The 26,502-nt window shown below is 61.5% G+C and carries 24 protein-coding genes and 1 tRNA gene; 13 read left to right on the forward strand and 12 right to left on the reverse strand.

All coding sequences use genetic code 11. The features are described from left to right. Window positions 1–126: 126 nt before the first annotated feature. The 8 genes from J2X24_RS05050 to J2X24_RS05085 form a co-directional block, all read right to left on the reverse strand. Complete coding sequence (locus J2X24_RS05050) at window positions 127–1,056, reverse strand: VOC family protein (RefSeq protein ID WP_209717533.1); 930 nt, start codon at window positions 1,054–1,056, stop codon at window positions 127–129. A 124-nt stretch (window positions 1,057–1,180) separates the two neighbouring features. Continuing rightward, a complete protein-coding gene (gene nusG, locus J2X24_RS05055) occupies window positions 1,181–1,753 on the reverse strand; it encodes a transcription termination/antitermination protein NusG (protein WP_209717535.1) in 573 nt (190 codons plus the stop codon). 13 nt (window positions 1,754–1,766) lie between these two features. Beyond that, a complete protein-coding gene (gene secE, locus J2X24_RS05060; protein WP_404977813.1) occupies window positions 1,767–2,102 on the reverse strand; it encodes a preprotein translocase subunit SecE in 336 nt (111 codons plus the stop codon). Between the two features lie 154 nt (window positions 2,103–2,256). Beyond that, window positions 2,257–2,332 (reverse strand) — tRNA-Trp (locus J2X24_RS05065). A gap of 110 nt (window positions 2,333–2,442) precedes the next feature. Further along, complete coding sequence (locus tag J2X24_RS05070; protein ID WP_245344448.1) at window positions 2,443–3,648, reverse strand: endo-1,4-beta-xylanase; 1,206 nt, start codon at window positions 3,646–3,648, stop codon at window positions 2,443–2,445. Between the two features lie 88 nt (window positions 3,649–3,736). Beyond that, window positions 3,737–5,731, reverse strand: a complete 1,995-nt coding sequence (locus J2X24_RS05075) for a DUF3857 domain-containing protein (protein WP_209717537.1) — start codon at window positions 5,729–5,731, stop codon at window positions 3,737–3,739. A 209-nt stretch (window positions 5,732–5,940) separates the two neighbouring features. Further along, window positions 5,941–6,894, reverse strand: a complete 954-nt coding sequence (locus J2X24_RS05080) for a glucokinase (RefSeq protein ID WP_209717540.1) — start codon at window positions 6,892–6,894, stop codon at window positions 5,941–5,943. A 91-nt stretch (window positions 6,895–6,985) separates the two neighbouring features. Beyond that, window positions 6,986–8,068 (reverse strand): glycoside hydrolase family 43 protein, encoded by a 1,083-nt coding sequence (locus J2X24_RS05085; protein WP_209717543.1) that lies wholly within the window; start codon window positions 8,066–8,068, stop codon window positions 6,986–6,988. A 238-nt stretch (window positions 8,069–8,306) separates the two neighbouring features. Here J2X24_RS05085 and J2X24_RS05090 point away from each other — a divergent pair, with 238 nt between their 5' ends. After that, window positions 8,307–9,131, forward strand: coding sequence for a flagellin (locus J2X24_RS05090; RefSeq protein WP_209717545.1), 825 nt, complete (start codon window positions 8,307–8,309; stop codon window positions 9,129–9,131). Between the two features lie 35 nt (window positions 9,132–9,166). On the opposite strand, the gene J2X24_RS05095 is transcribed toward J2X24_RS05090, so the two are convergent. Further along, window positions 9,167–10,006 (reverse strand): GIN domain-containing protein, encoded by an 840-nt coding sequence (locus tag J2X24_RS05095; protein ID WP_209717547.1) that lies wholly within the window; start codon window positions 10,004–10,006, stop codon window positions 9,167–9,169. Between the two features lie 352 nt (window positions 10,007–10,358). Between J2X24_RS05095 and rpsF the strand changes: the two genes are divergently transcribed. From rpsF to J2X24_RS05155, 12 genes are all read left to right on the forward strand, one after another. After that, complete coding sequence (rpsF, locus tag J2X24_RS05100; RefSeq protein WP_209717549.1) at window positions 10,359–10,742, forward strand: 30S ribosomal protein S6; 384 nt, start codon at window positions 10,359–10,361, stop codon at window positions 10,740–10,742. 11 nt (window positions 10,743–10,753) lie between these two features. Then, on the forward strand, window positions 10,754–11,035 hold the full coding sequence (rpsR, locus tag J2X24_RS05105; RefSeq protein ID WP_192620000.1) for a 30S ribosomal protein S18: 282 nt from the start codon (window positions 10,754–10,756) through the stop codon (window positions 11,033–11,035). A gap of 12 nt (window positions 11,036–11,047) precedes the next feature. After that, entirely contained in the window at window positions 11,048–11,635 is a 588-nt protein-coding gene (gene rplI / locus J2X24_RS05110; protein ID WP_209717551.1) for a 50S ribosomal protein L9, read from the forward strand. Between the two features lie 220 nt (window positions 11,636–11,855). After that, the gene (locus J2X24_RS05115) at window positions 11,856–12,059 is read left to right on the forward strand and encodes a cold-shock protein (RefSeq protein WP_192619998.1); all 204 of its coding nucleotides are present in this window, start codon (window positions 11,856–11,858) and stop codon (window positions 12,057–12,059) included. 358 nt (window positions 12,060–12,417) lie between these two features. Then, the gene (locus J2X24_RS05120; RefSeq protein ID WP_209717554.1) at window positions 12,418–14,865 is read left to right on the forward strand and encodes a TonB-dependent receptor plug domain-containing protein; all 2,448 of its coding nucleotides are present in this window, start codon (window positions 12,418–12,420) and stop codon (window positions 14,863–14,865) included. 224 nt (window positions 14,866–15,089) lie between these two features. Next, window positions 15,090–16,568, forward strand: a complete 1,479-nt coding sequence (locus tag J2X24_RS05125) for a replicative DNA helicase (RefSeq protein ID WP_245344449.1) — start codon at window positions 15,090–15,092, stop codon at window positions 16,566–16,568. Window positions 16,569–16,600: 32 nt separating this feature from the next. Further along, entirely contained in the window at window positions 16,601–17,662 is a 1,062-nt protein-coding gene (alr, locus tag J2X24_RS05130; RefSeq protein ID WP_209717560.1) for an alanine racemase, read from the forward strand. Between the two features lie 53 nt (window positions 17,663–17,715). After that, a complete protein-coding gene (radA, locus tag J2X24_RS05135) occupies window positions 17,716–19,086 on the forward strand; it encodes a DNA repair protein RadA (protein WP_209717563.1) in 1,371 nt (456 codons plus the stop codon). Window positions 19,087–19,193: 107 nt separating this feature from the next. Next, entirely contained in the window at window positions 19,194–19,694 is a 501-nt protein-coding gene (locus J2X24_RS05140; protein ID WP_209717566.1) for a CvpA family protein, read from the forward strand. 54 nt (window positions 19,695–19,748) lie between these two features. Next, window positions 19,749–21,260 (forward strand): amidophosphoribosyltransferase, encoded by a 1,512-nt coding sequence (gene purF / locus J2X24_RS05145; RefSeq protein ID WP_209717569.1) that lies wholly within the window; start codon window positions 19,749–19,751, stop codon window positions 21,258–21,260. A 12-nt stretch (window positions 21,261–21,272) separates the two neighbouring features. Further along, on the forward strand, window positions 21,273–22,007 hold the full coding sequence (locus J2X24_RS05150; RefSeq protein ID WP_209717572.1) for an SDR family NAD(P)-dependent oxidoreductase: 735 nt from the start codon (window positions 21,273–21,275) through the stop codon (window positions 22,005–22,007). 186 nt (window positions 22,008–22,193) lie between these two features. Continuing rightward, window positions 22,194–23,534: an aspartate aminotransferase family protein gene (locus J2X24_RS05155; RefSeq protein WP_209717575.1), complete on the forward strand. Its 1,341-nt coding sequence runs from the start codon at window positions 22,194–22,196 to the stop codon at window positions 23,532–23,534. On the opposite strand, the gene J2X24_RS05160 is transcribed toward J2X24_RS05155, so the two are convergent. The 3 genes from J2X24_RS05160 to J2X24_RS05170 form a co-directional block, all read right to left on the reverse strand. Then, window positions 23,529–23,996, reverse strand: a complete 468-nt coding sequence (locus J2X24_RS05160) for a GNAT family N-acetyltransferase (RefSeq protein WP_310002470.1) — start codon at window positions 23,994–23,996, stop codon at window positions 23,529–23,531. The two genes, J2X24_RS05155 and J2X24_RS05160, sit on opposite strands and share 6 nt — an antisense overlap. 2 nt (window positions 23,997–23,998) lie before the next feature. Beyond that, on the reverse strand, window positions 23,999–25,606 hold the full coding sequence (gene der, locus J2X24_RS05165) for a ribosome biogenesis GTPase Der (RefSeq protein ID WP_209717578.1): 1,608 nt from the start codon (window positions 25,604–25,606) through the stop codon (window positions 23,999–24,001). A gap of 110 nt (window positions 25,607–25,716) precedes the next feature. Continuing rightward, window positions 25,717–26,451, reverse strand: coding sequence for a hypothetical protein (locus J2X24_RS05170; RefSeq protein WP_209717582.1), 735 nt, complete (start codon window positions 26,449–26,451; stop codon window positions 25,717–25,719). Between the last annotated feature and the right edge of the window lie 51 nt (window positions 26,452–26,502).

A 26,502-nucleotide genomic window follows, 5' to 3' on the forward strand; every position in this document is an offset into this window, starting at 1 on the left:
TATCTCCTAGAGTGCCTTGCGGGCACAGTTTGAGCCGTGGTCTTGGGTCACCCCTCCCACGGATTTGCTCCCCTTATAAAAAGAGGAGCGCGGCCTATAACGGGTTTCCCCTGAATTGGCAAGGTCTTACTTCACGGGATCGCTTGCTGTGAAAGGCGAACAGCACGGCTCACCGATAGCCTTCAGCTCCATGATCTCGGCGCGGGTGCCATCGGGGTCATATAGGTTCAACTGCCACTTGGCGTCGCGGCCAATTTTCGGCAACTCGTCCTGCCCCTCCAGCCGCTTCTCGTTCCACAGCCGCGTATAGGTCTGACGGATGTCGGGCACGCCCAAGGCAAAGTGGTTGAGGATGCCGGCTGTCTTCTGGCTCATGCCTGATGGAATGCCGCGGCCATCTTTTGGATCGACCACCATATATTCGATCCAGTCGGTGCCGTCGGGGACCTGCAGCGAGATCCAGGTCGGCTTGTCCTCCTCAAAACCGCCGTACCAGTACGGCTTGAAACCGAGGATTTCGCGATAAAAGGCATCGGCGCGGGCGCGATCGTGGATGATCAGCCCGACATGGATGATGTGGCCCGAGATCGGGTTCGGAGCGATCCTTGCGGGAGCAGCTGGTAGCTGGACGAACTCGACGCGGTTGCCTTCGGGGTCGAGCAACGAGAAGTAGAGGCTTCCGTCGGTGCCCTTGGACACAGCTTTCGGCACCTCTTGCTTACGCGACGCCAGATAGGCGCGCAAAGCTTCCGCGTCAGCCGTCACAAAGGAAATATGGTCGAGCCGATTGATCGACGCATCGGGTCTCGGCAAGATCTGGACGAACTGCTGGTCGGAAAAGGCATAGCGCACGCCAGCCGCGCTTTCAGGATCGGCGGTTTTTATCGCGCCCAGTCCGTGCGTATAAAAGCGTTCGCTGGCAGCCGGATCGGCGGCATAGATGGCGATATGCGACACGCCGGTGATGGCGGGACGTTTGGGCGCCGCGAAAGCCGCTCCTGACACGCCCATCAACCCAACAAGCACGGCACAGCACGCAGCCCGAAACGCAACCATGATGTCCTCCCAATATTGTTTTGACCAAAGCTAGCATTTCAACGCCAAAGGTCAAACCATTGCGACAGGCACAAAAAAACGCCCCGGTTTCCCGAGGCGTTTTGATATCTGGCTGTGAGAACCTTTAGGCTGTCTTTTCGACCTGCGAGTATTCCAGCTCGACCGGCGTGGCGCGGCCGAAGATCGACACCGATACGCGCAGGCGGGCGTGCTCCTGATCGACGCTTTCGACGACGCCATCGAACGAGGCGAAGTGGCCAGAGGTGATCTTGACCTTCTCGCCGATTTCGAACGACTGGACAGGCTTCGGACGCTCAACGGCGGTCTCGGCGCTGCCGACGATGCGTTGCACTTCCTTTTCCGAAACCGGCATGGGCTTGGCGCCCGAACCGAGGAAGCCGGTGACCTTCGGCGTATTCTTGACCAGGTGGAAGGCTTCGTCGGTCAGTTCCATCTTCACCAGCACATAGCCCGGGAAGAACTTGCGCTCGGAATTGAACTTGCGGCCGCGGCGAACCTCGACGACCTCTTCGGTCGGCACCAGGATTTCGGAGAACTTGTCTTCCAGGCCTTGCGCCTTCGCCTGGTCGCGCAGAGCCTCGGCGACCTTCTTTTCGAAGTTGGAATAGGCGTGGACGATGTACCACTTGTGATTGGGGTTGGTAACCGGAGCGGTAACGTCTTGAACGGTAGCCATGCGTTTTAAGTCCTTACACTCGGCCAATCTGGGTAAGCTGCTGGGTTAAAAACCCGAGCGCGCCGTCAACCAGAAAGAAGAACACGCCGGCAAGCACGACCATGAGCAACACCATGACGGTGGTGATCCAGGTTTCCTTGCGCGACGTCCAGGTAATTTTACGGGCTTCCTGGCGGACTTCCGTAAAGAATTTGGCGGGGTTGAACGGCTTCTTGGGTTCGACCGCGGCCGCCGAAGCGGCGACCTTCACCGGCTCGATCTTGCCCAGCGGCGTCTTGCCCGTCGACACGGTCGGCGTCTTGGCGGCGGGTTTCGGATCGGGTTTCTTGACCATCAAAAGCCTATTCACGTCTGTCGCCGCGCACCTGCGCGGCTTTCAAACAACAGAAATGAGGCTCGAAAACGCGTTTTCAAGCCTCCCTTTAATTTGCAGCGATTCTTGGCAAAGACAGCAAACACTTTTTGGTTTGCCGGGCTGCGCTTTTAAGAAAGTCGCTGTGGAATGGCAGGGGCAGAGGGGCTCGAACCCACGACCTTCGGTTTTGGAGACCGACGCTCTACCAGCTGAGCTATACCCCTTCACGCGGACCCGCAACGCTTTTGCAAGTCCATGAGAGCCGTGCGATGTATCAGCGCTTGCGCCAAAGGGCAACAGGCATAATGCGCTTTTTCACAGCCTGTTGCCGCTGTTACGGAACGAAGGTGGAATCCACCACCGCCCAGAAGGCCGATTTCGGCTTCCCCGTCGTGTCGAACAGCAACGGATGGTTGGTGCGAGCCACGGGCCACGACGACAGCCATGTCGAGTTGTCGGCGACGCCCCACATGGTAACAGACTTGACGCTGCTATGTTGGGCAAACAGGTTGAACATCGCCCGATATTGCAGGGCTTGTGCTGTCATGGCCTGAGTGTACGCGTTGGTCCCGACAGTCAACGTCGCCTGACAACCCGTGGGCGGGCTGCCAAAGCACGAACCAGGATCAGCATAGAGCGAAACATCCAGTTCGGTGATGTGGTTGATCAACCCCCTCGTCTCCACTGCCGTCAGCGCCGCCTTGGCCTCGATGACGGAAGGCGATCCGGTATTGATGTGGAACTGGTGGCCGACGCCGTCGATCGGCACGCCGCGCGCCAGCATCTCGTCGATGATAGCCATGAAGCGGCCGCGCTTGTCGGCATATTCGGTACTGTAATCGTTGATGAACAGCTGGACTGTCGGATCGGCGGCACGCGCGGCGCGGAAGGCAATCTCGATATAGTCGGGCCCGAAAATCTGGTACCACTGCGAATTGCGGTAGTTGCCCGAAGCGTCGTCGCGCGTCGGCTCGTTCACCACATCCCAGGCGTAGACCTTGCCCTTGAAGTGCGTCACCACGTCGGTAATGTAGGTTTCCAGACGTGCCCGGACGGTGGCCTTGTAGGTCGGGCTTGACGGATCCCCGGCAAAGAACCAGGCCGGCGTCGTCTGATGCCACAGCAATGCGTGCCCCCGCACCTCGATGCCGTTGGCCTGGGCCAGGCTTACCAGCGTATCGGCCTGGGTATAATTATAGACGCCGGGGCTGACGCCGATAGGATCGGCCTTCATGACGCTTTCGGCGGTAATGCTGTTGGCGTGTTTCAACAGGACGGGATTGGTGATGGAATTGACCGCCTGTCCCGGATCGACGGCCATGCCGATCTTGAACTTGCCGGCAAAGTGCGTCTTCAAGGCCGGCGCCGTCGCCGGATCGGGCAAGGTCGGGCCGGACGACGATGAGCTGGAACTGGACGAACTGCTGGAACCGCCGCCAGAGCTGCCACCTCCGCCACCCCCGCCGCAGGCTGCCAGAAGCGAAGCACCGCCGGCCGTCAGCAACAGGCCGCGGCGACTGAGTGAAGTTGTATCACGCATGTACATTCTCCCTGAGAGCAATTCTTTTGATTGCTTTTCAGTGAGTTAAGGACATGTCCCGGCGCGCGTCAATACGAAATGTTAGCGGTCACAGAAGTGAGACCAGCCACCAGATTAGCACGCCGACCACAGGCACTGCACCCCAGATGGCCGCGCGCGCCACGAAACTGGGCAGCCAGGTCAGCACCTTCTTTTCCTGGACGCGAATGCTCAGGCGGTCGTAGGAACTGATTTCACCATAGGCACGGTCGAGCGCGCCCTTCTCGTCCGCCGTCAGCCACGGCCGCGTCACGGCGTAGTCGCGCACGGCCTCATAGCCGCCGGGCGTCACCTTTGGCGTAAAACTCAAAGTCACGCCGCCGAAGTCCCAGGTCCTGGGCTTGGTCGGCAGGTCCAGCTCGTAGTCCGTCTTGATGACCGTGGTGATGCGGCCTTCGCGGACATCGCCCATGTCGAACGGGAAGTAGCGTCGGCCGTCGGGTTCTTCCAGCGCATAGTCGAAACCCGATTCCGGACTGAAGAAGATCTTCTCGAACGGCACGCCGGTGCGGTGCCACGGATTGGTCGTCGTGACCAGCGTATTGATGGTGATTTCGTTGTTGCGGCGATCGTCGACCATCTGCGGGATGGCGCACATGTTCATGCCGTAGATATAGCTGAACAGGGCGCAGCGGTCCTCGATATAGCTGGTCAGGCTCTGATACTGCAGCTCCCGGCGTACGCCGTCGGCGCGGCTGCCGCGATAGATATAGTCGATCTCGATCAGCGTCTCCTCGCCCTTTGTCTTGGGGAGATTGATGACTTCGCGCACCTCGTAGTCGAGGTTCGGGCGCTTTTCCATCATGCGCTTGAGGTCGGACTGGGGCTTGAGGATCAGGGCGTAGCCCAGGTCGTTCTGGGCCAGGTGCTCGAGATCACCGCCCTGGGCAACATCCGACGTGCCTTCGAACCAGTAGGTCCGCCCCTCATGAACGCACATCGAGATACAGTGGTTGAAGGCGCCCAGCCGCGGCGGCTGATTAATCAGGTCGTGACCCCGGCGCGTATCGACCAGAGCAGGATAGGACTCGACGCCCATCTTGGTCAGCATGGCCGCGATCATCTTGGAGACGTCCTTGCAGTCTCCGATGCGGTCGGCATAGATCTGGTGCAGGCTGCGCGGCACAAAGCCGCCTTCGCCGAACGAGAAGGCGAAATAGCGGATGCTCTGCTGCACCCAGCGCACGGCGGCGACGATGCGGTCCGGCGTTTCCTTGTGATCCGCCTCGATCTGCTCGATCACTTGCAAAAGACCATCAGGATAGTCGTGATCGCCTTCGAAGCCGGCGCGCATCAGGTCGGCGACGCGTTCCCACGTGTCGATGGAGGTTGCGAAAAAGCCCTTGGCGGGAATGACCCAGCCCGGCATGTCGCGCTCATAGTCGCACGGCGGGACATTGGAATCCTGCCAGACCAGCTCTGTCGATCCATCGGCAAGCGCGGCCTTTTCCGGCTCGTACCAGCCGGCGGCAAAGGGCTTGAGGATCAGCTTGCGCTCGGGCGGCACGATCATGCGGACATGGCGCTTGTCCCAGAAGATGCCGCTTTGCAGCGGCGTCGGCATGGAGATTTCGCCCTGGAAGCAGGCCGGATCGCCTTCCAGCGTCATGGCCATGTCGATGACGTCGCCGATGCGCACGTCCGGCAGGTTGATGGCCATGGTCCAGCGGCCGTCAAGCACCAGGCGCTCGAAGCTGCGCTCGCGGCGCATGACGAAATAGCGCTTTTCGACGTCGACCTCGATGATCTCCTCACCGCGGATGATGCGGATATGGTGGATGGTCAGGTCGTCATAATAAGGATTGAACGGCAGGGTGACATTGGCCAGATAGTCCAGCGCCGACAGGTTGACGACTTCTTCGATGGTGCGATTGTAGCGCTGCGGCCGGGTCGTCAGCTTCGATTGATCGTCGACCAGCCAGGTATAAAGGCCCCACGGGGCGCGCGAACTGTCAAGCAGCGGCGGCCGCTTGAAGTCGAGTTCCTTTACCCAGGCAGGCGCCGGAGCGAAGTGAATGCGCCGCCTGACATCTTCTTCGAACACGACCCCACCCTGTCTTTAATGCCGTATCCTTAACCGTTAACACACGGTTTGCCCTCGCAAAAGGGCTAAACGGCCACAGGTTGAACGGGCTTTTTTCCTGGTCGCATTTCCTTACGGCGAACCGGCAATCCACTTCGCCGGGAAATGCTTCATTTGCTGGGTCGCATTTCCTTACGGCGAACCGGCAATCCACTTCGCCGGGAAATGCTCTAGTGAAACAGTGTGATCAGCCCCCTGAAGTCCGCTTCCTGAGTGGTGATGACGTAGATCGGGACCTCCGCCAGGAAGGAGTCGATCGTGGCGTGCTTGATGAAGTGCGCGTAGAAGGCCGCGCTGTCGATATAGGGCAGCAGCTCCTCGACCAGTTGTCCGGACAGGTAAACGCCGCCACGCGCGCCCGAAAACAGCACCATGTCGGACGCCGCCTTGGCCAGCCACTTGATAACCAGTTGGACGGCCCTGAGCGCGCGCGCGTCGCCCGACCTGGCCAAGGTGAACACGGTCTGGACGTCGGGCAGTTCGGCGTCCTCAATCCCGTCTATTTCCGCCATGCAGCGCCAGACACGGCTTAAGCCCCCCAGCGACACGGCCGTTTCGCGCGACACGTGGCCGAACTCGGCGCGCAGCCGGCGCAGGATGTCAAACTCTTCGTCATTTGAAACGGTCAGGTCGGCGTGCCCGCCGGCGCCGGAAAAGGCCGTCCACTGGTCGTGGTCGTCCTTGAGCAGGATCGCCATGCCCAGCCCCGGGCCGGTGCCGATGATGCACTTGGCCATATCGTCGTGTTCGACCGAGCCCTCCGACAGGGCGAACATATCGCCGGCGCCGAGATGCGGAATGGCCAGGGCGCGCGCGACCGTCGGATTGACGAGGTGCACGCGCTGGATGTTCAATATCTTGCGCAGCCAGTCGCGATCGAGGTCGTAGCCGTGATTGGGCATGTACTGGATGCCGCCGCGCTCCCAGCCCGGCGCCGAGATCGCCGCTGCGGAGACGTACGGGCAGCCTTGCTGTTCGAGATAGGACAGGACTGCGGCCTCGAATGCCGTCTCACTGCCGGCGGCAAAGGTTTCGGGCGCGGTTATTCCGCCCTTCTCCGTCCAGAGTGCAATGCTGAGCTGCCCCTTGATGCCCAGATAAATCAGGACCATGACTTTCGACACTGCGTTTACTCCCGTACTTTTTAAGGCAAGGTATCAGACGCGCAGTTAAGTCTTTATTGTTACGGTACCCGCGTTATGCGGGTTGGATGTTTCAGCCCACAAGCGGACCATTAGCCACCGGCAGGCCGAAATCCGGCACGCCGTCGGCTGTGTAACGAACCGGCTGGATGCGGGTATGGCGGTTCGGGTCAAACAGGGGATTGCCGGGGATCTCCTTATAGTCGCGGGCGTGATAGACCAGGACGTCCCGCCCCTGTTCGTCGACCGTGAAGCTGTTATGGCCCGGCCCCCAGATATTATTCTCCGGCGAGCTCTTGAATACCGGCTCGGGCGACTTGATCCACGACGCCGGATCCATGATGTCGGCGTCATCGCGCGCGGTGAGAAGTCCCATACAGTAGTTGTGGTCCGTGGCTGACGCCGAATAGGTCATGAACAGGCGGCCATTGCGCGCCAGGATGGCCGGGCCTTCATTGACCTTGTAGCCAATGACTTCCCACGGCAGGGTCGGCACGGTCAGGCGTGCCGGCTTGGCGCCCAAGGTCGTTGGTGTCTTGAGCGGCGCCAGATAGACATTGCTGTTGGTCTGGATGCCAGGCTCGCTCTGCGCCCAGGCGATGTAGCGCACACCGCGATGCTCGAACACGGTCGAGTCGAGGGTAAAGGTGTCCCAGGGCGTTTCCAACTGCCCGGTCAGGCTCCACTGGCCCGTCAAGGGATCGGCGTCCTTGCTGCTGAGGACATAGGTGCGGATATGGAACTTTTCGTCGCTGTTGCCGGCGGCGAAATAGATATGCCACTGACCGTCGAAGTGATGCAGTTCCGGCGCCCAGATATAGCCGCCCATCCTGCCTTCGGCCGGCCGGCGCCATACCACCACCTCTTCAGCGTCCTTCAGGCCGGCCAGGGTCTTCGCCCGGCGCATCGCCAGACGGTCGTATTCAGGCACGGACGCCATCATGTAATAATAGCCGTCGCTGTGCCGGAAAATCTGCGGGTCGGCGCGCTGGAGAACGAGGGGATTGACGATCGGCTGCATTGTCTTGGCCTTGTTTGCTTTGTTCCGGGCATATGCCGGCAGGACCAGCCCCGCGCCCACGGCGGCGATCAGGCCGGTGCCGGCGGCAGCGGTCAGGAAGGTTCGGCGCGAAGAAGCATTGCTCGGATTGGACATGTCGGGACTCTGGATGGTGGCGTTTCGATGGTTTTTATAACGGCCCGGCGGACCGACGTCTATTATGTCAGACAAATTATCTCTATCCGGCGAGTTCGCTTTGTCAAACGCATTACACGCGCAAAATTTTTACGGCTGTGTTCAGTTACCGTTAAGCACGCTGTGGGACACTGACCGCTGGGCTTATGCCGCCGGCGACAGAATGTCTTCGGGATGATCGGAGTGGAGAAGACAGGAAATGTCTTCCATCAATACCAATGTCGGGGCCATGATCGCCCTGCAGAACCTGAACGCCATCAATGCCCAATTGATGACGACGCAGAATCGTATCTCGACGGGTCTCAAGGTCGCCAGCGCCAAGGATGACCCGGCCGCGTGGGCTATCGCCCAGACCCAGCGCGCCGAAGTCAGCGCCCTCGATGCCGTCAAAGGCTCCCTGTCCCGCACCTCGTCTTCGATCGATGTCGCCCTATCGGCCGGCGAGTCGATCTCGGACATGCTGAGCGAGCTCAAGGACAAGGCGCTGGCTGCGTCCGACACCTCGCTCGACACCACGGCGCGCAACGCGCTGAAGGACGATTTCAATTCGATCCGCGACCAGATCACCAAGGCGCTGCAAAACGCCAGCTTCAACGGCATCAACCTGCTGAATGGGTCGAAGGCGTCGATCTCGGCCCTGGCCAACAGCAGTGGCACAAGCCGGATGACGGTCATGGGCCAGAACATGTCGCTGGGCGGACCGATCATCACCCTGTCCGCCGCCGCCACATTCGCGACGGCGACAGCGGCCCAGAACCTTATTTCGGCGATCGACACATCGATCAACAACGTCTCAGCCGCCCTTTCAAAGCTCGGTACGTCGTCCAAGTCGATTGAACGTCACCAGACCTTTGTCGGCAAGCTGCAGGACACCATGACCGAAGGCATAGGCCGCCTGGTTGACGCCGACATGGCGGTCGAGGCGGCAAGGCTTCAGTCACTACAGATCAAGCAGCAACTGGCTATCCAGGCCCTGTCGATGGCCAACCAATCGCAATCGTGGGTGCTCCAACTGTTCCGATGACGGGCCGTAACCCGCCATCACTCTGAACAGCGGTCTTACTGGCCGACGATGACGTTGCCAGAGCCCATGATCGAGCGCGAGATGTTGCCCGACACCTTCTTGACGCGGACATCGCCTGAACCGACGATATTGACCTCGACGTCCTTGGCCTCACCGCCGAAGCGCACGTCGCCCGAGCCGGCGATATTGACCTCAAGCTTCGGCATGAACCCTTCTGTCACAGCGACATTGCCCGAACCGCCGATATTGACCTCGGCCGGGCCATTGATCTTGGCCAGTTCGATATCGCCATTACCGCCGATATTGGCTTCCAGCGCCGCGACGGACCTGGCCTTGAAATTGCCCGAGCCACCGATATTGACGACCAGGTCGCGAGTATTGCCGCCGGCAACGTCGCCCGAACCACCGATATTGACCTCGGCGCGGCCGGCGACATCGCCAATCGTCCAGTTGCCACAGCCGCCCTGGCTGAATTCCAGCTCAGAGGTTGCACCCATCTGGCCGAAGGTCGCGCCGCCGACTGAAACTTCGGCGCTCATCGGCACCTTTATATAGATGACGGGCAGGTCGGCCTTGGCGACAACGCCGATACCGTTGATCTTGACCGCGTCCGCACCCTGACATTGCAGGCCGCGCATCTTGAGCTTGCCGTCGGCGACCAGCTTCGAGCCTTCCATGTGGACCATGATCTTGGGCAGCTTGCTGTTGGCGGCATAGGCGACCTTCAACTCGACGTTCTGGCGGGCCTCAGGCGTAACGACAACGCGCGCGGCGACGTTTTCCAGTTCAACTTCCTTGGACGCGGCCGCGAAGGCCGGCGCCGCGACCAGCATGGCGATAACCGAAGCAGCCGATACAATCGTGAGGTTTTTCATGATCCCAGTTTCCCGTTTATTTAAGTGCTCCCGAACCGGAGCCGATGTATACACCCTGACGACGCGGCCGCCCAATGACAACTTAAAAGCCTGTCATGAAGTGATTGTAATGGAAACCCGAGCCTTTCCCGGCGAAGTGGCCAATCAACGTCTCTGACGGTTCGCGGCCCAGGAAATGCGGCAAGGCAAAAAATGCTTCAATGCTTGCCGGGCTTGCCTTTTGCACGGACTTCCTCTATAGGCCCGCTTCCCCTGAAGGGTGGTCAGCCGCATTCGCGGAGCCACTGAACCATCGTGCGTGCCGGACTTCCGCCGTCACCCGCGCCGCCCTTCTCATCGGAAGAGGATTAAAATGCCCTATTACGAACACGTCGTGATGTCGCGGCAGGATATTTCGCCGCAACAGGCGGAAGCCCTCAACGACACCCTGAAAGCCCTGATCGAAGAAAACGGCGGCCACATCGCCAAGATCGAATACTGGGGCCTGCGCAACCTGACCTATCGCGTCAAGAAGAACCGCAAGGCGCACTATTCGCTGCTGGCGCTCGACGCCCCGGCCGCGGCCGTCAAGGAAATGGAACGTCAGCTGTCGATCAACGAAGACGTCATCCGCTTCCAGACCGTCCGCGTCGAAGAGCTCGACCTCGAACTCTCGCCCGTCCTGGCCCGTCGCGACCGTCCGGAACGCGCCGAGCGCGGTGACCGTGGCGATCGTCAAGAATCGTTTGCCGAGTAAGGGACAGACACATGGCTGAAGAAAACACCATCGCCGCCACCCCCGGCGCCCCCGTCGGCAACGGCCCTGCCCGCCGCCCGTTCTTCCGTCGCCGCAAGGTTTGCCCGTTCTCGGGCGCCAACGCGCCGAAGATCGACTACAAGGACGTCAAGCTCCTGCAGCGCTACATTTCCGAGCGCGGCAAGATCGTGCCGTCGCGCATTACGGCCGTGAGCCAGAAGAAGCAACGCGAACTGGCCAAGGCCATCAAGCGCGCCCGCTTCCTCGCCCTGCTCCCCTACGTCGTGAAGTAAGGAGTTAGGCACATGAAAGTTGTTCTGCTTGAACGCGTGGAAAACCTGGGCCAGATCGGCGATATCGCCACGGTCAAGGACGGTTTTGCCCGCAACTACCTGCTGCCGCGCCACAAGGCGCTGCGCGCCACCGCCGCCAATCTGAAGATCTTCGAAGCTCAGAAGGAACAGATCGTCGCCCGCAACGCCGCCAACAAGGCAGCGGCCGAAAAGGCAGCCGGTGAACTCGACGGCACCACCTACGTCGTCATCCGCCAGGCGGGTGACTCGGGCCAGCTGTACGGCTCGGTCAACGCGCGCGACGTCGCTGAAGCTATCAGCGAAGCCGGCGGCAAGGTCGAACGTAACCAGATCGTGCTCGACACGCCGATCAAGACCCTGGGCCTGCATAGCCTGAAAATCCGCCTGCACGCCGAAGTCGCCATCACCATCACGGTGAACGTGGCGCGTTCGGCCGACGAGGCCGAGCGTCAGGCCGCCGGTGAGAACGTCATCGCCTCGCAGTTCGAGGAAGACCGTCTCGCCGACGAACAGGCCGCTGCCGACCTGCTGGAAGGCGGCGCCGGTCAGGCCATGGCGGACGCCCCCTACGAGGCGTAAGTCCAAGCTTTCCTTTGGGAAGTTGCCCCGGAAGGTCCGCCTTCCGGGGTTTTTTCTTGCCAAAAGCGAGAAACTGCATAGAGTGCCCTCGTTCGAGATTTAGGATACCCCAGCTGATCCGCCACCTGGCGCTCTTCAGGACATCGCTAACTTCGGATTTCGGCAGGCGTAATCTCACGTCAGCCTCTCTGCACGAAGGTGCGATATCAAGGAGCCAATCATGGCAACAGGTACGGTCAAGTGGTTCAATTCCACCAAGGGCTATGGTTTTATTCAGCCGGATCAAGGCGGCGGCGATGTGTTCGTGCACATCAGCGCTGTTGAAAAGGCCGGTCTGCGTGGTCTGAACGACAACCAGAAGATCAGCTACGAACTGGTGACTGAGCGCGGTAAGACGTCGGCTGCCAACCTGCAGCTGCTCTAACAGCCTGACAGTTATTGTCATCTGAAACGCCCGGAGGCCTACGCCTCCGGGCGTTTTTGCGTTCCGAGTCGGCCAGGGTGTGGCTTGGAATAAAATTACCATAAAGATTACACGAAATTAATCTACCAAGCTCTTTAAATGTGATCACAAGTAAGCTCGCTCTACCGCTTGGAAAATAACGACATAACGCCATTACCAGAACAGAACTGTAGTTTTTCTAACGTCGGAATTTAATAAATGTGCAGCGATGCCCCCCTTTAAACTGTCGCATCGGGGGATCAAATAAGGCGCAATTAAAACCGACTTTGTCGGAAATAAGACGACCCGCACACTAACCGATAGCTGAGAGATCCTCCCCATGATCAAAGCAAACGCATCCCGCACCACCGCGCGCCTGTACCGCTCGACGGCGCTTGGCCTGTCCCTGGCCTTGTCACTGGGCGTGTCCGCCCACGCCCAGGACGCTGCGCCGTCAGCACCCGCCGCCGACGAAGGCACCGAGGTCGTCGTCACCGGTCAGCGCGCCTCGAACCGCTCGCGTCTCAACACCCTCGTTCCCGTTGACGTCGTCACCACGCGTACGCTGGAAGCCCAGGGCTCGACCGAACTGGCGCAAGGCCTGTCGCGCGTCGCCCCGTCGCTGAACTTCCCGCGTCCGTCGGGCACCGACGCCACCGACGCCGTTCGTCCCGCCTCCTTGCGCGGCCTGTCGCCCGACCAGACCCTGGTCCTGATCAACGGCAAGCGCCGCCACACCTCGGCCCTCGTCAACATCAACGGTTCCGCCGGCCGTGGCTCGGTCGCCGTCGACCTCAACGCCATCCCTGAAGCCGCGCTTTCCCGCGTCGAAGTCCTGCGCGACGGCGCCTCGGCCCAGTACGGTTCCGATGCCATCGCTGGCGTACTGAACCTGCACCTGCGCGAAGCCCGCGAAGGCGGCAACCTCACCTTGAGCTACGGCGAGTACGACACCGACGTCGAGCCGGCCAATTCGTCGCGCCACGTCAATGACGGCCGCACCACCGACCTGTCGGGCTGGGTTGGCCTGCCGATCGGCGATGAAGGCTTCCTGACCGTGTCCGGCCATTACCGCGACCGTGGCTTCACCAACCGCGCCGATATCGACACCGACCCGACCGTCGCCAGCCAGAAGATCGTCACAGCCCGCTATGGCGATCCGGACCAACAGACGACCTCGGTCTTCGTCAACGCCGGTGTGCCGCTGAACGACAGCTGGAAGCTCTATGGCAATGCCGGCTTTAACAAGATCAAGTCGGAAAGCGCCGCCTTCTTCCGCCACAGCAATGCGTCGGGCAATGTCGCGGCCCTCTATCCCAACGGCTTCCTGCCCCTGATCGGCATCACCTCGGAAGACCATTCCGCGACCGTCGGCGTGCGCGGATCGTGGGGCGAATGGACCCAGGACTACAGCCTGACCACCGGCCAGAACACGGTCGACTTCCACACCCGCGACAGCGTCAACGCCTCCTATGGCACCGCATCCAATACGTCCTTCTATGACGGGCGCCTGATCTACGACCAGCTCGTGTTCAACGCCGATCTCAGCCGCCCGTTCGACGTCGGCCTGGCAGGCCCGCTGACCCTGGCCATTGGTCTGGAAGCCCGCAACGAAAACTATACGATCCGCGAAGGCGAGCCGCAGTCCTATGCGCCGGGTCCGGTCGCCGGCAAGCCGGCGGGCGCGCAAGGCTTCCCCGGCTTCCAGCCGAGCAATGTCGTAGACGAGGACCGCAACAGCATCGGCGTCTACGCCAACGTCGCCGGCGATTTTACCGACAAGCTGTCCTACGACGCAGCTATCCGTTACGAAGACTACTCGGATTTCGGCAGCAACACCTCGGGCAAGCTGGCCCTGCGCTACGACGTCACCGACGCCTTTGCGGTCCGTGGTTCGGTCTCGACCGGCTTCCGCGCGCCGTCGCTGGGTCAGCAGTTCTTCACCTCGACGACCAGCAACCTGAACACGGCGGTCACGCCGGCAGTCATCCTGGAAACCGGCACCTTCCCGGCGACCAGCGAGATCGCCCAGCTTCTGGGCGCCGAAGCGCTTGAGCCCGAAACCTCGACCAGCGCGACCCTGGGCTTTGTCTGGCGCAAGGGGCCGTTCGAAGTCACGGTCGACGGGTACAGCATCGACATCGACGACCGCATCGTCCTGTCGGAAAACCTGTCCGGCGGCCAGATCACCACGCTTCTGGCGCCCTACAATGTGACGGCGGCGCGCTTCTTCATCAATGGCGTCGACACCACGACCAAAGGCATTGATGTTGTTGCCAATTATCGTATTCCAACCGATAATTACGGCCGCTTCAACCTGTCGCTGGCGTGGAACAACAACACGACCGAGATCGACCGCCTGCCGACGCTCACCAACTCGCCGCTGAGCCCCCAGCCGGTCCTGTTCGCCCGTATCCGGCAGCAGATCCTGACCAGTTCGGCGCCCGAAAACAAGGGCACCCTGGCGGTCGACTGGAGCAATGGGTCGTGGGGCGCCAATGCCCGCGCCACCTATTACGGCAATGTCTCCGAGCCGGCGGCGCTGGCTGTCAACGACATCCCCACCGGCGACCATACGCTGATCGACCTGTCGGCCAGCTACCGCTTCCGCACCAACACCGTGGTGACGATCGGCGCGGATAACGTGCTGGACGAATATCCGGACGCCACGCCGGCCAACCTCAATGTCACCAGCGGCAACGGCGCCGGCGCCCTGGCCTTCACGCGCTTCTCGCCGTTCGGATTTAACGGCCGCTACCTCTATGCCCGTGTCAGCCAAAGCTTCTAAAGCACTGATTAAATAACTTGTTCCGAAAAACCGGTTTCGACTTTTTCGGAGCATGCTTTAAGGCTTCCGCGGCTCTGCCGCGGAGGCTTTTCTTTTACCTCGGCTTACCTATATTGGTCATCTATCCCCATTATCCACAGACTGTGAATTAAGAGGTGTGGACGGCGGCAATTTGCCCCGTTACGCCCCTTTGCTTTCCTGCTTTAAGTCTTTAGATGCCCACCATGCTTGACGCCCCTCTCCCGCTGTCCTCCATGGACGCCGCCCCCGCTTCGCTTCCTCATAATCTTGAGGCGGAACAGGCCCTTCTCGGGTGCCTGATGTTCGACAACGGCGCCTATGAACGCCTCTATGACGGCCTGGCGGCCCGGCATTTCTACGAGCCCTTCCACCAGCGCCTGTTCTCGACAATTGAAGAGCAGATCCGCGTCGGTCACCTGGCCGAGCCCATCGTCCTGCTCGACAAGTTCAAGGCTGACCAAGCCTTTCAGGACCTTGGCGGCATCCGTTACTTCGCCGACCTGGTCGACCGCGCCCCGCCGGCCGCCAATGCCAATGACTATGCCCGCGTCATTTACGACCTGGCCATCCGCCGCGAACTGATCCGCCTCGGCGGCGAGATCGCCAAGTCGGCGTATGGCGAGCTCGAAGCGCGCGAACAGATCGAAGTCGCCGAAGCCCAACTTTTCGCCATGGCCGAGACGGGTTCGAATTCCACCGGCTTCGTGCCTTTTTCCGAAGCCGTCTCCGGCGCCCTGCACCTGGCCGAAGAAGCCTTCAACCGTGACGGCGGCCTGTCGGGCATTTCAACCGGTCTGGTCGATCTCGACAAACAGATGGGCGGGCTGCACAAGTCCGACCTTTTGATCCTGGCCGGCCGTCCATCGATGGGCAAGACCGCGCTGGCGACCAACATCGCCATGAATATCGCCCGCGCCTACGCCTATGAGCCGCAGCCCGACGGCACGCGCAAGACGGTCAGCGGCGGCGTCGTGGCCTTCTATTCGCTCGAAATGTCAGCCGACCAGTTGGCCTCACGTCTGCTCGCCGATGCCTCGAGCGTCGCCTCGGACAAGATGCGCAAAGGCGAGATCGACGCCAGCGAATTCATGCGCCTGAAAGAGGCCGCCATGGAAATCGCCTCGGCACCGCTGTATATTGACGATACCGGCGGCATCAGCCTGGCAAAGTTGACCGCCCGCGCCCGGCGTCTCAAGCGCACCTCGGGACTTGATTGCCTCATCGTCGACTACCTTCAGCTGATCACCATCGGCGACGGCTCCAACATGAACCGCGTCCAGGAAATCTCGACCATCACCATGGGCCTGAAATCGCTGGCCAAGGAACTGGCCATCCCGGTCATCGCCCTGTCGCAGCTGTCGCGTCAGGTCGAAAGCCGCGACGACAAACGCCCCCAGTTGTCGGACCTGCGGGAATCGGGCTCGATCGAGCAGGACGCCGACATCGTCATGTTCGTGTATCGTGAAAGCTATTACCTCGGTCGCGCCGAACCGCGTGAAGGCACCGAAGAGCACCTGAAGTGGCAGGAAGACATGGATCGCACGCGCGGCACAGCCGAAGTCATCCTGGGTAAGCAGCGTCACGGCCCCATCGGCACGGTCCGCGTCTCGTTCGACGAGAACTACACGCGCTTCGGCAACCTGGCGAACCCTGAACGTTACGCCAATTACGATCGCGAATAGGATTCCAGACCCCGTTGTGATAGCGCAATCCTATGCTTTCCGACTCGCCGACCGCGCGCCTTGATATCGATCTGAGTGCCCTGCTCGCCAATTATCGCACGCTGCAGAAGCGCGCGGGCAGCGCCGAGGTCGCTCCGGTCGTCAAGGCCGATGCCTATGGGCTGGGCTGTGCCGGCGTGGCGCCGCATCTGGTCAAGCACGGCGCGCAGACCTTCTTCGTTGCGCGCCTCGAGGAAGGCATAGCGTTGCGCGGCATCCTGGCCGGCGGTCCGGTCATCTATGTCCTTGACGGCTTGAGCGATCCGGTCGCATTCGCCGTCCATGACCTGCGGCCGGTGGTGAATACCGTCGCCCAGTATCAACAATGGATTTCTGGCCCGGTCGGCATCAAGGCAGCGCTGCATATCGATACCGGCATGAACCGGCTGGGTGTCCGCCCGGAAGAGATCGCGGCCCTGCCCGGCCGCGGCGCGCACGACCTGACGCTGGTCATGAGCCACCTGGCGTGCGGCGATGAAGCCGGCCATCCGATGAACGCGCAACAGTTGACGGCGTTTCGCGCCGTAGCCGCGCAATTCCCTGGCATTCCCGCATCCCTGGCTAACAGCGCCGGGCATTTCCTGGGAGCGGACTATAGCTTAGACCTGACACGGCCAGGCATCTGCCTCTATGGCGGCGGTCCATTCGGTCAGGCGACGCCGCACCTGCGCGCGGTCGCCACCCTGTCGGCCCGCGTCCTTCAGGTCCGTGATGTCCGCGCCGGCGAGACGATCGGCTATGGCGCCACCTTTGCCGCCAAGGCCGACATGCGCGTCGCGACCGTCGGCGTCGGCTATGCCGATGGTCTGATGCGCAGCTTTGCCCGAAAAGGCTTTGCCCACGTTGCACACCATCAGCAACCATTGACAGGCCGCATCTCCATGGACCTGTGCGGCCTGGACGTCACCGGGCTCGACGTTACGGTCAATGACTGGGTCGAGATTCTGGGGCCGCGCCAGAATATCGACGAGGTCGCGGACCTGTCCGGCACCATCGCCTATGAATTGCTGACGCGCATCGCCGCCCGCGTACCGCGCCGTTATCTGGCCTCTTGACAGACCAGCCAAACCGGAACATATGCAGAACATTAATCTGCGAAAGACCGTCCATGGCCCGTGACCACACCTCCTATGTCTGTCAGTCCTGCGGCAGCGTCCACAGCAAGTGGAGCGGCCAGTGCACGGGATGCAGCGCCTGGAACACATTGGTCCAGGAGACGTTTTCGACGCCGCCGGGCGGACTGAAGCCCGAAACCGGCAAGATTTCACGTCTGAACAAGCTGCAATTCGAAACGCTTGACAGCGTGGATGAAGCGCCTGCGCGCATGATCACGGGCGTGACCGAATTCGACCGCGTCTGCGGCGGCGGCGTTGTACCGGGCTCGGCCATCCTGATCGCCGGCGACCCCGGCGTCGGCAAGTCGACCCTCCTGCTTCAGGTCACGGCCAGCGCCGCCAATCAGGGCCTGCGCATCGCCTACATTTCCGGTGAAGAAGCCGTCGAACAGATCAGGGGCCGCGCCGCCCGCATGGGCCTGTCAAAGGCGCCGGTCGACCTGGCCGCCGAAACCGGGCTGCGCGCCATCCTCGAAGCCCTGAAGCGCGAGCAGTTTGATCTTGTTGTCATCGATTCGATCCAGACGCTGTGGAGCGACGCCGTCGAGGCCGCGCAAGGGTCCGTGTCGCAGGTCCGCGCCTGCGCCGGCGAACTGGTGCGCCTGGCGAAGAAGAAGGGCACCTCGGTCATCCTGGTCGGCCACGTCACCAAGGAAGGCCAGATCGCCGGTCCGCGCGTCGTGGAGCACATGGTCGACGCCGTTCTGTCGTTCGAAGGGGAGCGCGGCTATCCGTTCCGGATCCTGCGCGGCACCAAGAACCGTTTTGGCGCCACCGACGAGATCGGCGTCTTCGAGATGGGCGATTCGGGCCTGCGCGAAGTGCCGAACCCGTCGGCGCTGTTCCTGGGCGACCGCTCAGAGCGCGCCTCGGGTTCAGCGGTCTTTGCCGGTATCGAAGGCTCACGCCCTGTGCTTGTCGAGGTTCAGGCGCTCGTTGCCCCGTCCGCCTATGGCACGCCGCGCCGTGCCGTTGTCGGCTGGGATTCCGGGCGCTTGGCCATGATCCTGGCGGTACTTGAGGCGCGCTGCGGCGTCGCCTTCGGCCAGAAGGACGTCTATCTTAATGTCGCAGGCGGCTTGCGCATCTCGGAACCCGCCGCCGACCTGTGCGCCGCGATGGCACTGGTCTCGGCCCTGACCGATACGCCGCTTCCCCGCGATTGTGTCGTTTTCGGCGAAATCAGCCTGTCGGGCGATGTCCGTACCGTCAGCCGCACCGAGGGCCGCCTTAAGGAGGCGCTGAAGCTCGGCTTCTCGAGCGCGGTGACGGCTCAGAACGCGATGGAAAATCCACCGCTGAAGGTGCATGGATTCAACAGCTTGTCAGAAGCCATTTCCAGACTGCTTCCGGTCGACGTCTAGGCGTTCAACGCTGGGAAAGGTTAACGCGTGTTGTTAATTTCCGGGATCGATGGTATCTGTTGAGCCTCATCGGCGGGCGAGCCGTCAGGGCTCAGGGGGCATTCTCAGTGGAATTTTACGATTTCATCTTTCTGGCCTTGCTGGCCGTTTTCGGCTTCTACGGCTTTGCGACCGGTGCCCTGCGCCAAATCGTCAACCTGGCCGCTTTCTTCATCTCCATTCCCTTGGCGGTGATGTCGAAAAGCTTCCTGCAGAACGCCTTTCATCTCGACGACCTGACCGGTTACATCGCCGCCTTTATCGTCTTCATCATCCTGTTCATGGGCCTGCGCTACCTCGGTCAGGCCCTTTCGGACAAGCTGCACAAGCAAAAGGCGCTGGGTCATGTCGACCGTGGCCTGGGTGTCCTGATCGGACTCCTCTGGACACTGATCATTATCGGCGTTTTCCATTTGATTTTTTCCGCCGTCACACCTATTCAGCGCCAGCCGAAATGGTTCGTCAACGCCAAGGTTTATCCCTTGAGCGTCCGGGCGGCCCAGACGATCAAGGCGGTGCTCCCGAAAGGTACCGACGCCGTCGACGACGTGCCGGGAGTGGAAAAGTAAGACTCTGTCCCTATATGTCAGGACAGTTCTTTCGCGTTTTTGAAAAGAGAAGCCATGCTGCCTGCCCAGCTTGACCTGTCCGACCTTACCGATACACAACAGGTGTCCCGCGACATCGAAGACGACAGGCCCCGCCTTGAATGCGGGGTCTTTGGTATTTACGGCATGGCCGACGCCAGCGCCGTGACGGTCTTAGGCATGCATGCGCTGCAGCACCGCGGCCAGGAAGCCTGTGGTCTGGCAAGCTGCGATGGCCGCCGCTTCTATATCGAACGCGAACACGGCCTGGTCGGCGATGTCTTTACCGGCGCCGACCTGACCAAACGGCTGCAGGGCAATGCTGCCATCGGCCACACGCGCTATTCGACCGCCGGCGGATCGTTTATCCGCAACGTCCAGCCGATGTTCGCCGACCTCGACCAGGGCGGCATCGCCATTGCCCACAACGGCAATCTGACCAATTTCATGCATCTGCGGACGAAGCTCGTCGCCGAGGGCTCCATCTTCCAGTCGACCTCCGATTCGGAGGTCATTTTGCATCTGATTGCCCGCTCGCGCGGCCTCAAGATCATCGACCGCTTCATGGAAGCGCTCAGCAACCTCGAAGGCGGTTTCGCGCTCGTCGCCCTGACGCGCAAGATGCTGATCGGCGCGCGCGATCCGCTGGGCATCCGTCCGCTGGTCATCGGCAAGCTCGGTACATCTTACGTCCTTGCGTCGGAAACCTGCGCGCTCGACATGATCGGCGCGACCTTCGTGCGCGACGTCGAACACGGTGAAGTCGTCCAGATCGACGAGAATGGCCTGAAGTCGTTCAAGCCGTTCGACAGCCGCCCGGCGCGTCCCTGCCTGTTCGAATATGTCTATTTCGCGCGTCCCGATAGTGTCGTGAACGGCAAGTCGATCTACGAAGTCCGCAAGGCGATGGGCCGGCAACTGGCTCTCGAACATCCCGCCGACGCCGACATCATCGTGCCGGTGCCGGATTCGGGCGTCCCTGCCTCGCTCGGCTTCTCGGAACAGTCGGGTCTGCCGTTCGAGCTCGGCATCATCCGCAACCACTATGTCGGCCGCACCTTCATCCAGCCGACCCAGAACATCCGCGACCTGGGCGTCCGCAAGAAGCACTCGCCGAACCGCGTCGTCCTGGAAGGCAAGCGCGTCATCCTGATCGACGACTCGATCGTGCGCGGCACGACTTCGGTCAAGATCGTCCGCATGGTCCGCGAAGCCGGCGCCAAGGAAGTCCACCTGCGTTCGGCCAGCCCGCCGATCATGTGGCCCGACTTCTACGGCATCGACATGCCGGATCGTGATAAACTCATGGCCGCCAACCACTCCCTCGAAGAAATGCGCCAGATGCTGGAATGTGATTCCTTGGGCTTCCTGTCTGTCGACGGCCTCTATAAGGCCATGGGTCACAATCGCCGCGATCCGGACTGCCCGCAATTCACCGACCACTATTTCACCGGCGATTACCCGACGCGCCTCACCGACCGCGAAAACGCGCTCGATGAAGCCGAGTCGCCCGGACATCAATTGTCGCTGCTGGCCAGCGCGAACTAAGAGACCGATCTCATGACATCGCAAACCGGCCGCATCGCCCTCGTCACAGGCGCATCGCGTGGTATTGGCCGCGCCTGCGCTCTGGGCCTTGCCAAGGCCGGCGCCCAGGTCATCGCCTGCGCCCGCTCCAAGGCCAGCCTTGAGGAATTGGACGACGAAGTTTTCGCCGCGACCGGCCAGCACGCGACGCTTATCCCCTTCGACATCACCGACGGCGACGCCTGCGATCGTCTGGCCGCAGCCCTCTATGAGCGCTTCGGCCGTGTCGACACCCTGATCCATGCCGCCGGCGTGCTGGGCACGCTGTCGCCGGTAACGCATCATGAGCCGAAGGACTTCGACAAGATCGTCGCCGTCAACCTGACGGCATCCTGGCGGCTGATGCGTTCACTGGAACTGTTGCTGCGCCAATCCGACGCCGGCCGCGCCGTCTTCTTTACGACCGGACAAGGCGTCACCCACGGCCGCGCCTTCTGGGGACCTTATGGCGCCACCAAGGCCGCGTTGGAAACCCTGGTCCGTACCTGGAACGATGAGCTCGAAATCACCAAGGTCCGCGCGGCGCTCTTAAGCCCCGGCCCGGTGCGTACCCGTATGCGCGCCGCCGCCTTCCCGGGCGAAGATCCGATGTCGATCCCACATCCGGACGAGATCGTGCCGCTGATGCTGGAACTGGCCGATCCGGCGCGCACGCCGCCCGGCGATGTCGTCGACTTTCGCGATTGGACCAAGGCACAGGCGTCCTAGAGCATTCCCGGCGAAGTGCCAAAAAACGTCTCTGGGGTTCGCCGCAGGAAATGCGACATAATAAAAATCAATGCTGTCACTTCGCTTCGTCAGAAGCGAAGTGACAGCATTGCCATTTTGCGCATTACGGAATGCAAAATGCGCAAAATTCCTTTCAATTTTAATTTTTGATACTAATCTCGGGACATGACCGCACATGCCCCTCGCCCCGTCTATCCCGGTCCGCTCAGCGCCGCCATGCTCGACGAATTGTCGACCTATGTCATCGCCGAACCCTATCCGTTCGTTGTCGATCTCGAACAGTCGAAGGGCATGGAATTGGCCACTGTCGACGGTGAGCGCCTGTGCGACTGGACGGGTCTCTATGGCTCGCGGCTGTTGGGCTACAACCACCCACGCCTCTATGCGCCCGACTATGTCCGCCGGCTGGTCACCGCCGCCAACACTAAAATGGCCAATCCCGACTTCCTGACGCCGCAATGCCTGGCCTATTACCGCCTTTTGCATCGCCTGGCGCCGAAATGCATGACGGAAAACGGCCGCGTCGAAGTCTACGCTGTCAATTCCGGCGCCGAAGCGGTTGAGAACATGATGAAATATCTCATCAATCTCCATCACCACAAACAGAAGGCACGTGGAAACGCCGTCCTGAACCACCGCTTCATCTATTTCGACCAGGCCTTCCATGGCCGCACGGTCTACACGCTCAACATCACCAAGCTGGCCAATGATCCGGTCGCCACGCGCGACTTCCAGGGGCTGATCCAGGGCAATCTGCAGGTGCCCTTCCCGGGTGTCGACAGCCGCCTCAGCCACGCCGAAAACCTGGCCGCGGTCGAACAGGCCCTGTCGAACCTCGAATTCCTGATGCGCCTGCATGGCGACGAGATCGCCGGTGTGATCCTAGAGCCGCTGCAAGGCGCTGGCGGCCACCGCCTGGCCATGCCGGAATTCTATCGCGGCCTGTCCGAGCTGTGCCACAAGTACGATATCGGTTGGGGCCTTGACGAGGTGCAGACCTCGGGCGGCCAGACCGGCGAGGTCTTCGCCATCGACCTGTTCGACGTTCCCCACCCGCCGCATGCCGTCGCCACCGCCAAGAAGTTCGGCAATGGCGTCGTCTACATGCTTAACTCGATGCAGGACATCGGCGTGCTCGATTCGACCTGGGGCGGCGCCCTGGCCGACATGGTCCGCTTCGTCGAGGAATGGCAGATCGTCGAAGACGAAGCTCTGCTTGCAGCCGTTCCCACCAAGACCGCCTACCTGATCGACGGCATGATGCCGCTGACGGAGAAGTTCGCCGACAAGATCGGCAATGTCCGGGGTCTCGGCCTCTATCAGGGCTTTACCGTCTTTGGCGCCGGCAACAAGGCGCGATTGGTCGACCTGGCGCTGGAAACGGAAAACCTGATCTTGCTGGGCGCCGGCACCGACAGCATTCGCTTCCGTCCTCCGCTGGATGTCACCGAAGCCGATATCGATGACATGCTGGCCCGGCTTGGCCGCGTCCTGGAACGCTTATAGTTCCAACTCGAAATAGCCAACCGTCTTACCGTTCGACAATTTTTGTTCGCCGGCGGGCGTAAACCCCAGCGCCGTATGAAAGGCGACCGAACCGGGATTGGGCGGATCAATATTGATCTCGCAGACGATGCGCTCGAAACCCAAGCGGCGCGCCTCATCCACGGCGTGCGCATAAAGCTGGCGCCCCAGGCCACGGCCTTGCGCGGTCGCAGCCACGACAACGCGATCGACATACAGAAAACGGTCGCGACGTTCCTTCCACCACAGGAAGTTCGGACTGTCGTAATCGGCGTCGTGGTCGAGCACCAACAAGAAGGCATCGGCTGGCGCCGCAAACACGGCCACGCGCGCCTGCGCGACGAGACGCGCCCAATCACCGGCCTCAATATATGAGGTCTCAGCCGCAAAGACATTGTTGAGCGCCCGGACCGCTTCGTTGTCCGGCAACAGCGGTTTGAGCACGATCAGCGCTTCCTGCCGCCAGGTTTGCCCGAACGGCCGCCGGGGCCGGCAGCGCCCGGCTTGGTGCTGGGGCCGGCAGGACGGGCACGGAAGCTCTTGGCCTTGGCGGCTTCGGCGCGCGGCTTGGCCTTGACCTTGGGCGTTGCGGGCTCCGCTCCCTTGGGACGCTGGCGAACGCGGCCGGGGTGCGCCGGCTTTTCGCCCGGCTTCGCCTTCGGCTTGGCGCGGATACGCGGCGGGCCTGAGCCCTCCTCGCCATCGACGAACGGATTGGCATTGGCCTTGACCGTCAGACGGATCGGCACTCCCGGAAGATCAAAAGACTCGCGCAAACTATTGATAAGATAGCGGCGATAATGATCCGGCATGGCGTAGGCGCGCGACGCGAACAGCACAAAGGTCGGCGGCCGCCCCTTGGTCTGGGCCATGTATTTCGGCTTGATGCGCTTGCCGTCGACGGCGGGGGGCGGATGGCGCTGCACCGCCAGGGCCAGCCAGTCATTGAGGTCGCGCGTCTTCACCTTGGCCGACCAGTTACGGTAGACCTTCATGACGGCGGGCATGAGGCGGTCGACGCCGCGGCCGGTCGCGCCCGATAGGGTCACCAGTTGCGTGCCCTTCAGCTGCGGCAGCATGCGCTCGGACGTCTCTAGGATTTCAGCCAGGCGCGCCTGCGGCTCCTCAACCAGGTCCCATTTGGAAATGGCGTAGATCAAGGCGCGGCCTTCGCGTTCAACCAGGTCGGCGATCTGCAGGTCCTGGGTTTCGAAAGCATTGGCCTCGTCCATGACCAGGACGACGACCTCGGCGAAGGTGATGGCGCGGATGGTGTCGGCGGTCGACATCTTTTCCAGCTTTTCCTGGACGCGCGCCTTCCGGCGCAGGCCGGCGGTATCGACCAGGCGGATCTGACGGCCATCGTACTGCCATTCGACCGAAATCGAGTCGCGGGTGATGCCGGCTTCGGGCCCGGTCAGAAGCCGGTCTTCGCCCAGCATCTTGTTGATCAGGGTCGACTTTCCGGCATTGGGGCGGCCGATAATGGCGATGCGGATCGGCTTGGTGTCGTCGTCTTCGTCGCCTTCTTCGTCCTCAGCGATGAAGTCGCCTTCGACCAGCTGGCGATAACGTTCGGCGGCTTCGTAAAGCTCCGACATGCCCTCGCCGTGTTCGGCCGACAGGTGCAGCGGCTCACCAAAGCCCAGGACACGTGCCTCTTCGGCGGTGGCGGCGGCCTGATAGCCCTCGGCTTTATTTGCGATCAGGATGACAGGCGTGTCATGGCGGCGCAGGATGTCGGCAAAGATGCGGTCGAGCGGCATGACGCCTTCGCGCGCATCGACGACAAAGAACGCGACATCGCACTCTTCGATGGCCTTTTCGGTCTGGCGGCGCATCCGTGACTCGAGACTTTCGTCATCCAGGTCTTCGAAACCGGCAGTGTCGATCAGTTCGAGGTCGATATCGCCTAACCGGCCGGTCGCATAGCGGCGGTCGCGTGTGACGCCAGGCCGGTCATCAACGATGGCCAGCTTCTTGCCCGCGAGGCGATTGAACAGGGTCGATTTGCCGACATTGGGTCGGCCAACAATGGCAACTTTTAAAGGCATCCGCGCCTTATAGAGCATGCTTCGAAAAAGTGGAAACCGGTTTTTCGTACAAGCATGCGACCACTCAGAAACGAAACGGCGCGGATATCCAGCCCAAGCGAAGGTTTAGATCAGATGCGCTTCGACAGCTTGGCGGCCTGCGCCATCCAGTTTTCCCGGACGATGCGCTTGGGGAAGCGGATGCGATTGGACACCCAGGCGACGTTTTCCGGCGTCCATGACGCGATCTGCCAGTAGTGGTAGATGCCGAGTTCGTTCAGCTCCTGCTGGTTGCCCGGCCCGACGCCTGAAATGACGGTCAGGTCGTCGATGCCGCCGCGCGGTCCGTCGAGACGCATGGGCTCAAGGCCCGATCCCGCCTGCTGCACGGCCGCTTCGACGCTGTCCGGTGTCATCGAGGCCAGGCTGGAAATCCGGCCCTGCAGGTTGGTATCGAGATAGTCCGCGCGCGGATTGATGCGCAGCGTCGAGGTGTCGACACGCGGTGTGAATTCCGGCGGCGCATAGGCGGGCTTGGTGACGTCGGCATGACGTGTTTCAGCAAAACGGGGCTCGATGCGCATGACATCGGCGGAAGACGTCGGGGCGGAAGGCATCTGCGGTTCACGCGGCGCCACGACGCCGGAGGTGAACTGTTCGGCGGCCTTGGCGACGTCATAATGCACAACATCGGCCGGGGTGGCGCGCGCAGGGGCGGCCCCGCCTTCGATAACCTCGAAAGTGTCAAACGCACTGACCTTCTTCGCGGCGGGCTTGCGCTTGCCGGCGACCAGCCAGCCGATGATGGCGAAAACCCCAAAGGCTGCGACCAGCAGCATGATCGATTGCAACGTCATGTTCAGCATGGAGGCGTCCCTTAACCCAGTTTGCGCGCGAAAAAGCCGGTCAGCAGACCG

The sequence above is a fragment of the Asticcacaulis solisilvae genome (genome assembly GCF_017875235.1).
In the GTDB taxonomy this organism is placed as follows: Bacteria; Pseudomonadota; Alphaproteobacteria; order Caulobacterales; family Caulobacteraceae; genus Asticcacaulis; species Asticcacaulis solisilvae_A.